This is a genomic window from Bifidobacterium sp. AGR2158 (genome assembly GCF_000424225.1).
Classification (GTDB): Bacteria; Actinomycetota; Actinomycetes; order Actinomycetales; family Bifidobacteriaceae; genus Bifidobacterium; species Bifidobacterium anseris.
Window position 1 is genome coordinate 186,478 of record NZ_AUJM01000013.1, and the last position, 12,505, is coordinate 198,982.

At 65.9% G+C, this 12,505-nt stretch carries 11 protein-coding genes; 5 read left to right on the top strand and 6 right to left on the bottom strand.

Annotation, left to right across the window (positions count from 1 at the left end):
• Positions 1 to 74: 74 nt before the first annotated feature.
• Positions 75 to 1,520, bottom strand: coding sequence for a tRNA (N6-isopentenyl adenosine(37)-C2)-methylthiotransferase MiaB (miaB, locus tag G606_RS0105475; RefSeq protein WP_026645105.1), 1,446 nt, complete (start codon positions 1,518 to 1,520; stop codon positions 75 to 77).
• A 140-nt stretch (positions 1,521 to 1,660) separates the two neighbouring features.
• Here miaB and G606_RS0105480 point away from each other — a divergent pair, with 140 nt between their 5' ends.
• Entirely contained in the window at positions 1,661 to 2,437 is a 777-nt protein-coding gene (locus tag G606_RS0105480; protein ID WP_026645106.1) for a GTP pyrophosphokinase, read from the top strand.
• Between the two features lie 99 nt (positions 2,438 to 2,536).
• Here G606_RS0105480 and G606_RS0105485 read toward each other — a convergent pair whose 3' ends face one another.
• Positions 2,537 to 3,367: a Bax inhibitor-1/YccA family protein gene (locus G606_RS0105485; protein WP_026645107.1), complete on the bottom strand. Its 831-nt coding sequence runs from the start codon at positions 3,365 to 3,367 to the stop codon at positions 2,537 to 2,539.
• 294 nt (positions 3,368 to 3,661) lie between these two features.
• Here G606_RS0105485 and G606_RS0105490 point away from each other — a divergent pair, with 294 nt between their 5' ends.
• Positions 3,662 to 4,687 (top strand): NAD(P)H-dependent amine dehydrogenase family protein, encoded by a 1,026-nt coding sequence (locus G606_RS0105490; RefSeq protein ID WP_026645108.1) that lies wholly within the window; start codon positions 3,662 to 3,664, stop codon positions 4,685 to 4,687.
• Between the two features lie 153 nt (positions 4,688 to 4,840).
• Here G606_RS0105490 and G606_RS0105495 read toward each other — a convergent pair whose 3' ends face one another.
• From G606_RS0105495 to G606_RS10070, 4 genes are all read right to left on the bottom strand, one after another.
• Positions 4,841 to 5,641, bottom strand: coding sequence for a DUF4037 domain-containing protein (locus G606_RS0105495; protein WP_026645109.1), 801 nt, complete (start codon positions 5,639 to 5,641; stop codon positions 4,841 to 4,843).
• Complete coding sequence (locus tag G606_RS10065) at positions 5,638 to 6,312, bottom strand: serine/threonine-protein kinase (RefSeq protein WP_231371430.1); 675 nt, start codon at positions 6,310 to 6,312, stop codon at positions 5,638 to 5,640. The genes G606_RS0105495 and G606_RS10065 overlap by 4 nt, the downstream gene beginning before the upstream one ends.
• Before the next feature lie 377 nt (positions 6,313 to 6,689).
• Positions 6,690 to 7,334 carry a response regulator transcription factor gene (locus G606_RS0105505; protein WP_026645110.1) on the bottom strand — a complete coding sequence of 215 codons (645 nt, stop codon included), beginning with the start codon at positions 7,332 to 7,334 and terminating at the stop codon, positions 6,690 to 6,692.
• A gap of 5 nt (positions 7,335 to 7,339) precedes the next feature.
• Entirely contained in the window at positions 7,340 to 8,569 is a 1,230-nt protein-coding gene (locus G606_RS10070) for a sensor histidine kinase (protein WP_081664060.1), read from the bottom strand.
• Between the two features lie 269 nt (positions 8,570 to 8,838).
• On the opposite strand from G606_RS10070, the gene G606_RS0105515 reads away from it, so the two are divergent.
• From G606_RS0105515 to G606_RS0105525, 3 genes are read left to right on the top strand one after another with little or no spacing between them, the layout of a single operon-like run.
• A complete protein-coding gene (locus G606_RS0105515; protein ID WP_026645111.1) occupies positions 8,839 to 9,837 on the top strand; it encodes an ABC transporter ATP-binding protein in 999 nt (332 codons plus the stop codon).
• A gap of 36 nt (positions 9,838 to 9,873) precedes the next feature.
• Positions 9,874 to 11,151: an ABC transporter permease gene (locus G606_RS0105520; protein WP_026645112.1), complete on the top strand. Its 1,278-nt coding sequence runs from the start codon at positions 9,874 to 9,876 to the stop codon at positions 11,149 to 11,151.
• Positions 11,138 to 12,433 (top strand): ABC transporter permease, encoded by a 1,296-nt coding sequence (locus G606_RS0105525; protein ID WP_026645113.1) that lies wholly within the window; start codon positions 11,138 to 11,140, stop codon positions 12,431 to 12,433. The genes G606_RS0105520 and G606_RS0105525 overlap by 14 nt, the downstream gene beginning before the upstream one ends.
• Positions 12,434 to 12,505: the final 72 nt, after the last annotated feature.

Sequence of the window (12,505 nt, forward strand, 5' to 3'; positions counted from 1 at the left end):
CATCGCAGCATCGTTCATCGTCACATCGTCGTCCATCGTCGCCTCCATCTGCGCGTCGTCGTGCGCGCGCCGTTTCAACGCCGCACCATATAGGTCTGTCCGGCCGCGATGTCCGGGTCGGCGATGAGGTTGTGCACGCCGGCATGCGTGACGGTCGCCGTCACGAAATCGCCGACCTCGGGCATCGGCTCGCCTTCCGGCACGCCGACGTGCACGAGCACGCCGGTGCGCTCGCGGCCGGTCACGCGATGCGTCTCGCCGTCCTTCTTGCCGGCGCGCCCCGTGACCATGACCTCGACGTCGCGTCCCTCGAAGCCGCGCAGGTTCTCGGCGGTGATGCGCTCCTGCAGCGCGAGCAGCCGTTCGATGCGCTCGCGCGAGACCTCGTGCGGCACCTGCTCCATCGACGCCGCCGGCGTGCCCGGACGCGGCGAATAGATGAACGTGAACGCCGACGAGAAGCGCGCCTGTTCGACGACGCGCAGCGTGTCGCGAAAATCCTCCTCGGTCTCGCCGGGGAATCCGACGATGATGTCGGTCGAGATCTGCGCGTCCGGCATCGCCGCGCGGATCTTGTCGAGGATCGACAGGAAACGCTCGGAACGGTAGGAGCGGCGCATCGCGCGCAGGATGCGGTCGGAGCCCGACTGCAGCGGGAAATGCAGCTGATGCATGACGTTCGGCGTCTCGGCCATCGCCGCGATGACGTCGTCGGTGAACGCGGCCGGATGCGGCGACGTGAACCGCACACGCTCGAGGCCCTCGATGTCCCCGCACGCGCGCAGCAGCTTCGAGAACGCGTAGCGGTCGCCGATGCCGTAGCCGTAGGAGTTCACGTTCTGCCCCAGCAGCGTGACCTCCTTCGCCCCGTCGGCGACGACGGCGCGGATCTCGTCGAGGACGTCGCCGGGACGGCGGTCGCGCTCGCGGCCGCGCGTCGTCGGCACGATGCAGAACGTGCACGTGTTGTTGCAGCCGACCGAGATCGCCACCCACGCCGACGTCTTCGACGCGCGGTGCACCGGCAGTTCGCTCGGGAAGACCTCGAGGCGTTCGTTGACCTTTGTCTGTGGCTTGCCGGTGGCCTTCGCACGTTCGAGCAGTGTCGGCAGATCCTCGATGTTGCGCGTGCCGAAGACGGCGTCGACCCATGGGGTGCGCCGTGCGATCCGTTCGCGGTCGAGCTGCGCCATGCAGCCGCCGATTGCGATCTGCATGCCCGGACGTTCGCGTTTCATCTTCGCCCACAGGCCGATCGTCCCGTACATGCGTTCGGCGGCGTTCTCGCGCACGGCGCAGGTGTTCATGACGATGAGGTCGAGGTCATGCGCCTCCTCCTGCGCTTGGCTTGCGCGCACGTAGCCGGCCGCCTCGAGGACGCCGGCGATGCGTTCGGAGTCGTGCACGTTCATCTGGCAGCCGAGCGTGTGCACGGCGAACACGCCCCTGCCGCGCCCCGCGCCCTCGTCGCCTCCGGTCGCGAGCGCACGTTCCTCTTCGGTCATCATCTCTTCGTTCATACCGCACATGCTAACCGAGGGCGGGCACAGTGCGACCGCACTGCCGCGCATCGTCACAGCAGCCGCACATCCACGCCCCGCAGCGTCGACGCTGGCCGTTTTCAGCATGCCGACAGGCGCGCCCGCTACAATGGTCGATCGTGATACTTGACCGTCAGAACCGTGTGAACACCAATGAACTGCGCGCCCGCCTGAGCGCGATCGCCGACGAGCTCGAGCAACGCGACGGCGCGCCGGCAATCGAGACGTCCGAAGTGGACGCCGTGACCGAGTTCATCGACCAGATGCAGGTGTACGAGGGCGCGATGTACGAGATCAGCACGAAGCTCGAGATCCTCGATTCGGAGTTCCAGGTGCATTTCTCGCACGACCCGATCCACCATATGGAGCGCCGTCTCAAGTCGATCGATTCGATCATCGAGAAGATGCGCCGCAAGCATCTGCCGTTCACCGTCAAGTCGGTGCGCGACAACCTCTTCGACGTCGCCGGCATCCGCGTCATCTGCAACTACCGCGACGACGTGTATTCGGTCGCCAACTATCTGTCCGCGCAGTCGGACATCCAGGTGCTGCGCGTCAAGGACTACATCCTCAACCCCAAACAGAACGGCTACCGTTCGCTGCACGTCATCTACGCGGTGCCGGTGTTCCTGTCGAGTGGCGCGCACTACACGCCGGTCGAGGTGCAGTTCCGCACGATCGCGATGGACTATTGGGCGAGCCTCGAGCATGCGCTGCGCTACAAGACCGACCTTCCCGACGCCAAGCTCACCGAGCATTCGCAGACGCTGCTCGACTGCGCACGTTCGCTGCAGAACGTCGAAACGCAGATGCAGTCGATCCATCGGGACATCAACGGCGCGCCGCAGGGTTCGCAGGCGCCGGCGACCGACGGCGCGCCGCGTCACCTGAGCTGACGGACGGCGTACGGCAATCGCCACGGAACACAAAACGCGGGCGCCCGCACACATCAACAAGAGGATGTGTGCGGGCGCCCGCGTTGGTATGTGTCGGCGTCAGTCGCGGCTCAGTCCCAGCAGCTGCAACACGTAGAGGAACATGTTGACGAAGTCGAGATAGAGGTTGAGCGCGCACAGGATCGAGACGCGCTTGATCATCTCCGGGCCCTGCGACGCGTACTGCGCGAAGACGCGCTTCGTGAACTGCGCGTCGTAGATCGTCATCGCGGCGAACAGCACGATGCCGATCGCGGCGACGATCTTGAGCGTCGTGTTCGTCGGCGCGACGAACATCAGCACGACCTGCGTGACGATGAGCACGATGAGGCCGATGACGAGCACCGGGCCCGCCTTGAGCATGTTCGCCTTCGTCGTCAGGCCGAACATCGTCAGCGCGAAGTAGAAGACGGCGCTGATGAGGAATGCGTAGCCGATCGTGGCAATCTCGTAGAAGCTGAAGATGACGCTCAGCGAGAAGCCCATGAGCGCCGCGTAGACGTAGAACCACACGCGCGCCGTCGACGACTTCATGTTCATGACACGCATGCCCAGGTAGATGGCGATGCCGACCTCGACGATCATCGGCAGCCACACGCCGAGCGTGCCGGTCGCGAGGATGAAACGCGCATACAGGCCCGTCATGTTCGTGACGATTGCGACGAGGCCCGTGAGCACGAGCGCGATCGTCATCTCGCCGTAGGCGCGCGTCATCGAGACGTGCTCGGCGCGTTCGGTGACGGCGGTGGGCTGGATCGTGTAGATGCCGTCGGCGCCCTGATGCATCGTGCCGGCGCCCTGGTTCGCGCCGTACATGCCGTACTGCGGCGCCGCGCCGTACGGCTGCGCGCCGTCCGGGCGACGCTCGCCCGGCTGCTGACCATAAGTCATTCGTTGCTCCTTGATGGTTTCGTATCGGACCCCCATTCTACCGGCCGTCCGCGCCGCTTGGCTGAAAGCGCGCTGGGAAAACCATGAGCGTCCGTAAATGTTCGCAGTATCTTCACAACAGGTGCCGCGACGGCGGTATTCCCGCCCTCGGCGGCGTTTGGGCGGTCTTCGCCGGCGGTTCGCGCCCCGCGCGGCGGGCTATAGTGGATGGCACGTCCCACGCCGCTGATGCAGACACCGATGTCGACGACGGCTGGAGCGGACGCATCCATCCATGTGACCAAAGGAGCGACGATGGAACCAATACGAGCGATTCAGTACGGCTGCGGCAAGATGGCGAAGTACACGGTGCGCTACATGCATGAGAAGGGCATCCAGATCGTCGGCGCAATCGACGTCAACCCGGATGTCGTCGGCATGGACATCGGCGAATTCGCCGGCATCGGCCCGCTCAACGTCAAGGTGAGCGACGACGCCGAGGCCGTGTTCGACTCATGCGACGCCGACATCGCCGTCGTCACGCTGTTCAGCTTCATGGACGACATCGCGCCGATGTGCGAGCTGTGCCTCGAACACGGCGTCAACGTCGTCACGACCTGCGAGGAGGCGATCTACCCGTGGACGACGAACCCGACCGTCACAAACCGCCTCGACCGCATCGCCAAGGAACACGGCGCGACGATTGTGGGCACGGGGATGCAGGACATCTTCTGGATCAACATGGTCGCGCTCGTCGCCGGCGGCTGCGATCGCGTCGACAAGATCACCGGCGCCGTCAGCTACAACGTCGAGGACTACGGACTGGCGCTCGCGAAGGCGCACGGCGTGGGCCTGACGGCAGAGGAGTTCGAGGCGCAGCTCGCGCACCCCGAGGAGATCGTGCCGTCGTACGTGTGGAACTCGAACGAGGCGCTCGCGCAGAAGCTCGGCCTGACGATCAAATCGCAGACGCAGAAGGCGGTGCCGTACTTCAACGACGTCGACGTGTATTCGCAGACGATGGGCGAGACGATCCCGGCCGGCAGGTGCGTCGGCATGTCGGCGGTCGTCACGACGGAGACGATGCAGGGACCGGTGCTCGAGACCGCATGCATCGGCAAGGTCTACGGCCCCGACGACGGCGACATGTGCGACTGGAAGATCGAAGGCGAACCCGACACCGAGTTCCACGTCGTCAAGCCGGCCACCGTCGAGCACACCTGCGCGACGGTCGTCAACCGCATCCCCGACGTGCTCAACGCGCCGGCCGGATACGTCACCGTCGACCAGCTCGACGAGATCCGCTACCTCACCTACCCGGCCGCGCTGTACGTCGCGTGAGCCGACGACACCGCCGATAGACGGAGGCGGAAACAGAGCAGGCGGTCGCCGACGCAGAGAAGAAAGATAACGAGGGGCGTGGGCTCAGCGCATGTGCCGAGCCCACGCCCCTCCCCTGTTCTGCGGTCAGTTAGCGTCTGCGGTCGTCGGCGCTCAGGCGGCGCGGTCGGCCATGTCGACGAGGCCGCCCAATTCGTCGGTCATCCGCGCGAGCGTGCGCGACGTCGCGTCGGCGTCGGTGAACATCGACGAGAACAGCGTGTCGAGATCCTCGTCGAAATGCGCGGGCAGCAGCCCCGCATGCTCGCGCGCATAGCTCGCCATGCGCTTCTCGCCCGGATGCGTGAGCCGGTTGAGCGCGAACAGCACATCGAAATACGACTCCAGATATGCGGCCGTGCGATGGTTGACGCTGACGAGGTCGCCACGCGACGCCGCCTTCGCGATCTGATGGTCGTAGGACGGCAGGTTCGCGGTGAGCAGACGCATGTTCTTGCCGATGATGTTCGCGCGCAGCTCGTCCGGATAGTCGACCGCGTAACGCCGGCGCAGCGCCTCGAGACGCCCGTCGCGATCGAACAGGACACGGCAGCGCAGCAGATTGTGCCACATGCACGTCGTATATCCGGTGGCCGCCTCACCTTCGTCGACGACCGCCGAAATCGAGCGCGCGAAATCGTTGAGGCTGCGGTAGAGGATGTCGATGTCGACGCCGTCGTTGAGTGTGCAATCGTCCTCGAGCTCCCAGAACGCGTTGCCGATCTCGGCGTATCCGCAATGTTCGGCGATGATCGCGCGGCGCTCGGCCTCGCTCGGCAGCGCGTCGCAGTAGATGTACAGATCGTAGTCGCTCGTCGCGTCGTACACGCCGCCGGCGCGCGATCCGCCGAGTGCGATCGCCGTCACTTCAGGCAGCTGCGCGAAAGCGCGCCACAGTGATTCGAACGGTGTCATGATTCCTCCTTGTTCATCGGTTCATCATCAGCGGCTACGGCGTCCGTTTCGCGCACGTCGTCGCCGTGTTCGGCGGCGTAGGCGAGCAGTTCGGGCGTGCGGCTCCAGTAGCGGATCCCCCAATGCTCGAAGTCCCACTCCTCCATATAGGCGTTGCATTCGTAGTCGACGTAGAGCAGCGCGTCGCCGCGCACGACGAAGTTCGTCGGAAAGTAGTCGATGTTCGTGTCCGCTGCGTACAGCCTGCGGCATATCGCGCGCATCCGCTCGATGTACTCGGGGCGCACGCCGCCGGCGAGGACGAGCTCGTAGACGGTGGGCCCGTCGACGTATTCCTTGAGGATGCGTTCGGCGTCCTCGTCCACGTCGATCATCCGCGGCATCGCGACGCCGATCTCGTTCAGCCGCCGGTAGTCGTTGAGCTCCGAGGCGAGCTTGTCGCCGAACTGATAGTACGAGCAGGGCTCGTGGTGGATCTGCTTGAGCACGAGCCCGACGCCGTCCGCATCGCGCACGAGATACGAACACCCGCCCTTGCCCTTGCCAAGCAGCCGCACGACCTCATAGGAAGTGCCGTTGACGTCCAGCATCGTGCCGGCCGCTGCCACCGGCGTAGCTGCTGCGTCCGCTGCGTTTGCCACTGTCTTCGTAACGGTGTCTGCTGTCTCCATGACCCAATGATAACCTATGCAGATTTGAAAACAAAATCATCCTACTCATATTGTGTATCAGTATGACAACATTTGCATACATCTCCTGCAACGATGTCAGCATTCGTTGCACGGCGTCCATCTGTGCAGTGTCTGCCGCCGCAACAACCAACCATAACGACCAACGGCAGTACGTGATTGAGCTCAACCACCAACTGCCACCGCACACCCCTACAACGGCAGTCCGTAATTAAGTTCAACCACCAACTGCCATCCGTCGCCCCTCCGATGGCAGTACGTGATTGAACTCAACCATCGACTGCCACCGACCGCCGCCGCAACGGCAGTATGCGATTGAGCTCAACCACCGGCCACCGTTGCCTCACCAACCAGCCACATCAGTGACAGCTGAGCCATTCGACGGCGAGCTTCGTGCGGTTCGCGATGTTCGTCTTCGCAAGGATGTCGCTGATGCGGTTGCGCACGGTGCCTTCGCTCAGATGCAGCTCAGCGGCGATCTGCCGGTTGTCGTAGCCTTCGGCGACAAGCGCGGCCACGTCGCGCTCGCGGTCGGTCAACCGTGCGAATCGTTCGTCCTCGATGATCGGCACAACGTCGTCCGGCTGGGGCGCGGAGGCCTGCGGCGCCGTCAGCTGCCCGAGCACTTCGGCGCCGAGCACGATCTGCCCAGCCATGACGGCCTGCACGGCCGGGATGACCGACGCGACGTCCTGCTTGATCAGATACCCCTTCGTATGCAGTTCGACGGCGCGGCGAATGTAGTCGGGGTCGGCGAAAGTCGTCAGAATGAGGATCCGCGCGCCTGGATGCTCGCGCAGGATCCGTTCGGCCGCGTCGAGGCCGTCCATGCCGGGCATCTGCACGTCGATGAGCAGCACGTCCGGCCCGTGCGCCGCGTATTCGCGCACGGCCGCCGCGCCGTCATGCGCCGTCCACAGCACCGTCGCCGTGCCCGTCGCCGTCAGAATCGTGCCGATCGACGAGCACACGATTGGATCGTCGTCCACAATGGCCACCGAAATCGCCATCATCCCTCCATCCGTTGCATCACATTGATTTCCGACTGCGCCGCCCGCGTACCCGCAGCCGCCGCGTCGTCGCCGAGTGTCTTGGGTACCGAGACGAAGACGCGCCAGCCTTGCGCGTACGGCCCGCACGTAGCGTTGCCGCCGAGCGCGCGTGCGCGTTCCTCGATGTCCGCCAGACCGATGCCGCCCGAACGCGACGGCGTACGCGTGATTGGACCGCCGTCGTCCTGCACGACGAGCTGCCACAGCCCCGGCAGATCGATGAGCCGCACCGTCGCGTGTGACGCCGTGCCGTGGCGCACCGTATTCGTCAGCGCCTCGCGGATGACAGCGGCGAAGCAGTGCGCGAGCGCGGACGGCGCCTGTCCGATACCGTCGTCGAGCCGCACCTGCAGTGACGAGGCGTCGGAGACGGCGGCCGCGTCCTGCATCATCCCGTGGAAGTCGGTACCTTCGTCCTTGAGGCCGTGCACCGATCGGCGGATCATCGTCATCGCCTCGTCGAGCGTCGTGCCGAGGCTCGCGAACTGCGCGGCGTGCACGTCGTCGCCGACCGTCGTCGCGACAACCTGGTCGGCCTGCGCCATCATGATCGCGCGCGTGAGCAGATGGCCGACGTTGTCGTGGATCTCGCGCGCGATGCGCGTGCGTTCGTTGAGCCGCGCGCGGCGCATGTCGGCGGCGCGCGACGCTTCGACGTCATTGATGCGCGCGTGCGACAGGCGCAATCGTTCTCGTCGTTCGTCGGCGAGCGCGCGGTAGCGCATCTGCGCGCGCAGTCCGTCGGCGCGCAGGTATCCGGCGACGCTCGTCACCGCCGTCAGCGGCACGAGCAGCAGCGCGACGATCGTCGACTCGTCTGCCGGCGCGTTCGTTGTGACGTGCGCGAGCGCGATCAGCGCCACAACGAACGCGCCGGCGCACGGGATCGCGGCGAGCGCGAAGCGTGCGCGGCGTGTGCGGGGACACGCGCCTTCGACGATCCGGTAGGCGGCGTCGCAGCCGACGACCGGCAGCAGCGTCGCCCATGTGGGCACCGCGCATGCGGCGATGCAGAACGCGGTGGCCAGTGCGAACCACGGGCGGACGCCGATGAGCACAGTGAGCGCGGCGAGCGTCGCGGCGATGAGGAGACCGACGATCGCGACGGCGGTGACATCGTCGTGCGCGAGCACGGCGAGCAGCGCGCACACGGCGATCATGAGCACATGCACGATCGTGTCCACCATGTCCCGCTCCTCCCTGTGCCAAATGCGTCCTGATAAGTCCTGATATGCCTTGATGTGCCGCCTGCACACGTCTGTGCGACGCGCGCTGTCCACGCACACAGACGCGCGCCACCCGTCCGTTTCCATTATCGAGCATCGCACGGCCGCCGGCGCGTCCGATGATGACAATTGTCACGATACGTCCACGCGAACGGGGACTTGGGACACCGTTTTGCGCGCGCCGCGCCGCGCATCATGGAATCATGAACGATACGACCCATGCCGATTCCATGACGCGCACGGCAACCCGCCCCGCGCAGCGCGTCGCGCACCCCTCCCCCGCGATCGCCGTCGACGAACTCGTCAAGCACTACGGCGACAAGCTCGCCCTCGACTACCTGAACATGCGCGTGCGCCGCGGCGAGATCTACGGTCTGCTCGGCCCCAACGGCTCGGGCAAGACGACGGCGATCAACTGCATCCTCGGCCTGCTCACCTACGATTCGGGGCAGATCCGCATCTTCGGCGAGCCGATGGGCCCGACGAGCTACGACCTCAAGCGCCGCATCGGCATCGTCCCGCAGGACATCGCCGTCTTCAACGAGCTGACGGTCGAGGAGAACATCTCGTACTTCTGCTCGCTCTACGTCGCCGACCGCGCGCGCCGCAAGGGTCTTGTCGACGAGGCGATCGCATTCGTCGGCCTCGGCGACTATCGCCGTTTCCGCCCGCGCAAACTCTCGGGCGGCCTGCTGCGGCGCCTGAACATCGCATGCGGCATCGTGCACAAGCCCGAGCTGATCTTCTTCGACGAGCCGACGGTGGCCGTCGACCCGCAGAGCCGCAACTCGATCCTCGAAGGCATCAGCAAACTCAACGCCGAAGGTTCGACGATCGTGTACACGAGCCACTACATGGAGGAGGTCGAGCAGATCTGCGATCGCATCCAGATCATCGACCACGGCCGTCAGATCGCGCTCGGCACCGCCGAAGAACTCAAGCGCATGATCGACGTCGGCGAACGCATCAGCATCGAGACGCCGTCACTCGCCGCGGACGCCGACCTGCGCGAACGCACGCTCGCGGCGCTGCGCGCGCTCGACGTTGTGCGCGACGCGGACTACGAGGACGACGTGCTCGTCGTCTCCTGCGTGCAGGGCGCGCACAACCTCATCGACGTGCTGCAGGCGCTGCGCGACCTCGACGTACCCGCCGGCCATGTCAGTTCGCACACGCCGACGCTCAACGACGTGTTCCTCGCGCTCACCGGCACCGACCTGCGCGACTGAGCCGCCCGGAGCGACAAAAAGAAAGGAAAGACGACGATGGGAACCACGTTCCTGACGACGCTGCGCATCAACCTGCGCGAGAAGTCGTCGTTGTTCTGGCTGTTCTGCTTCCCGATCCTGCTGTCGACGATGTTCCTCGGCATGTTCGGCAATCTGGACGCCACCTATGCGATCACGACGATGCGTTTCGCCGTCGTGGCCGACGACGCCTACTGCAAGGCGGACGATACGCGCGCGCTGCTCGCCGCGATGCAGCATGACCCGATCACGCCCGCCTCCTGCGCCGCGACGCCCGCGGCACAGGAGGCGGCGGACGTCGATTCCGGCGGCGTCGACCTGCGCGACCTGCTCGAGCTGACGGCCGTCGACGACACGCGCGAGGCGATCGCGCTGATCAACCGCGACGACGACGTGCGCGGCTTCATCAGCGTCGATGACGACGGCCTGCCGCATATGACGATCAGCCGCGCGACCGTCTCGAACGCGAGCGACGCGATGTCCTCGCCGGGACTGCCGGTGTCGCTGAGCATCCTCAACGGCGCGATCGGCATGTTCAACCGCCAGACACTGACGCTCGAACAGATCATGCATACCGACCCGTCCGCGTTCGCGTCGCCGTCGTTCACGGCCGCCGTCGGCGAATCGCCGGACTTCACGCGACAGGTGCGCCTGACGAACTTCAAGCCGGACGAAGGCGCGCGCTACTACTATGCGCTGCTCGCGATGACGGCGCTGATGGCGATGACCTTCGCCGTGACGACCGTATGTTCGACGCAGGCCAACCTTTCGGCGCTCGGCATGCGCCGCTCGCTCGCGCCGCTGACGCGCTTCAAGCAGCTGATGGGCGGATTCCTCGCCAGCTGGCTGTGCACGTTCTGCTCGCTCGTCGTCACGCTGCTCTACATCCACTTCGTGTGCCGCATCTCCTTCGGCGGACGATGGACGGCCACGCTGCTCGCGATTGTCGTCGCCTCGTTCACGGCGAACGCGCTCGGCACGCTGCTCGGCTCGCTGCCGAAGCTGACCGCCGGCGCGAAGATCGGCCTGACGACGGCGTTCTCGTGCGCGCTGTCGCTCCTGAGCGGCCTGTACGGCTCGGGCGCGATGGCGCTCAGCGACTGGATCCAGCGCAACATGCCGGTCGTCGCGACGATCAACCCCACGCAGCAGGTGACGAACCTGTTCTACGACATCCTCTACTACGATTCCTACACCCCGTTCTTCCGCACCGTCGGCATCCTGCTGACGATGGCCGTCCTCGCCCTCGCGCTGGCGACCGTGTTCCTCAGGAGGCAGCGTTATGCGCACCTTTAAAGCCACGTTGAAGATCCTGCTTGCGCAGCGTCTGATGATCCTCATCTACGTCGTATGGCTGTGCTTGATGATGTTCGGCCTGAGTTGGTCGCTCATCTCCGACCTGTCCAAGATGGACAATTCGACCACCTTCGATTCGGCGCGCCCCGAAGTCGCCGTCGTCAACCGCGACGCGCACGGCGCGGGCCTCGACGAGCCGATGCGCGCCTTCCTCGAGAGGGACTGCGACCTCGTCGACGTCGGCACGACCGACGAGCAGCTGCAGACGGCCGCCGCCTCGAACTACGTCGACCTGATCGTCATCATCCCCGACGGCTACACGGACCGCCTCGCCGACGCGATCGGGCGGGACGCGCGCATGCCGCAGCTCGACGTCGTCGTCAGCTTCACCGGCGCCTACGGCTCACTCGCCCGACTTCAGGTCGACGAGTTCCTGCGGCTCACACGCACCGCCGCGCTCGCGGCCGCGCATGACGCGTCGGTGAGCGCGGCGGCACTCGCCGACGCCGCAGACCGTGTCGTCGACACACTCGCCGACGCCTCGGACGCCTATCCGCGGATCGCCGTCGCCGACGACCCGGGCGCTGCGGGCGACCGTCAGGAGGCGGCGCGCACGGCCTACGTACAGACCGTCAAGATGGGCGTCTACCCGCTGCTCGCCGCGATGCTCGTGTGCACGGCGCTGACGATGAACGCCTTCGCCGGCGCGAACGTGCGCCGCCGTCTGTACGCGTCGCCGCAGCGCACCGGCACGATGGTCATCCAGGAGTTCGCCGGCTGCGCGCTCTTCGGCATCGTCGTCAGCCTGCTGTACTGGGGCATCTCACTCGCGCTGCCCGCGCTCGCCGGCCTGCCGATCGACGGCATCCCGCTGCCGACGATCCTGTACTCCGGCGTCTCGCTGGCGCTGTACGCGCTCGTGTCGGTGGCGTCTGGCTTCATGATCGGCATGCTGTCGGTCAACGCCGTGGCCATCAACGCGATCGCGAACGTATACGGCCTGCTCGTCATGTTCACGTCGGGCATGGCGTTCCCGATCGACATGATGCCGAAGGTGATGATCACGATCGGCAAGCTGCTGCCGGGCTGGTGGTTCTGCCAGTCGATCGACGCGGTCGATGGCGTCGACGGCCGCGTCGACCTCGGCGGCTGGCTGTCGTGCAACGGCCTCGTGCTGCTCTTCGGCGTCGCGTTCATCTGCCTCGGCCTCGCCTTCTCGAAAGGTCGCCGCAGCCACCCTGTCCTCGCCGCCCCCGGCACCACCCAACTCGCCGAAGTCTGACCCCGCGCCGCTTCAAGCGGCCCCGCAGCCGATCGTCGCGCGCGCACTGTGCACGCGATGATCGGCTGCGGC

Bases quoted from the DNA above. Each gene is read 5' to 3' on its own strand.
- miaB (WP_026645105.1), bottom strand. From the start codon at position 1,520: ATGAACGAAGAGATGATGACCGAAGAGGAACGTGCGCTCGCGACCGGA.
- G606_RS0105485 (WP_026645107.1), bottom strand. From the start codon at position 3,367: ATGACTTATGGTCAGCAGCCGGGCGAGCGTCGCCCGGACGGCGCGCAG.
- G606_RS0105490 (WP_026645108.1), top strand. From the start codon at position 3,662: ATGGAACCAATACGAGCGATTCAGTACGGCTGCGGCAAGATGGCGAAG.
- G606_RS0105495 (WP_026645109.1), bottom strand. From the start codon at position 5,641: ATGACACCGTTCGAATCACTGTGGCGCGCTTTCGCGCAGCTGCCTGAA.
- G606_RS10065 (WP_231371430.1), bottom strand. From the start codon at position 6,312: ATGGAGACAGCAGACACCGTTACGAAGACAGTGGCAAACGCAGCGGAC.
- G606_RS10070 (WP_081664060.1), bottom strand. From the start codon at position 8,569: ATGGTGGACACGATCGTGCATGTGCTCATGATCGCCGTGTGCGCGCTG.
- G606_RS0105515 (WP_026645111.1), top strand. From the start codon at position 8,839: ATGACGCGCACGGCAACCCGCCCCGCGCAGCGCGTCGCGCACCCCTCC.
- G606_RS0105520 (WP_026645112.1), top strand. From the start codon at position 9,874: ATGGGAACCACGTTCCTGACGACGCTGCGCATCAACCTGCGCGAGAAG.
- G606_RS0105525 (WP_026645113.1), top strand. From the start codon at position 11,138: ATGCGCACCTTTAAAGCCACGTTGAAGATCCTGCTTGCGCAGCGTCTG.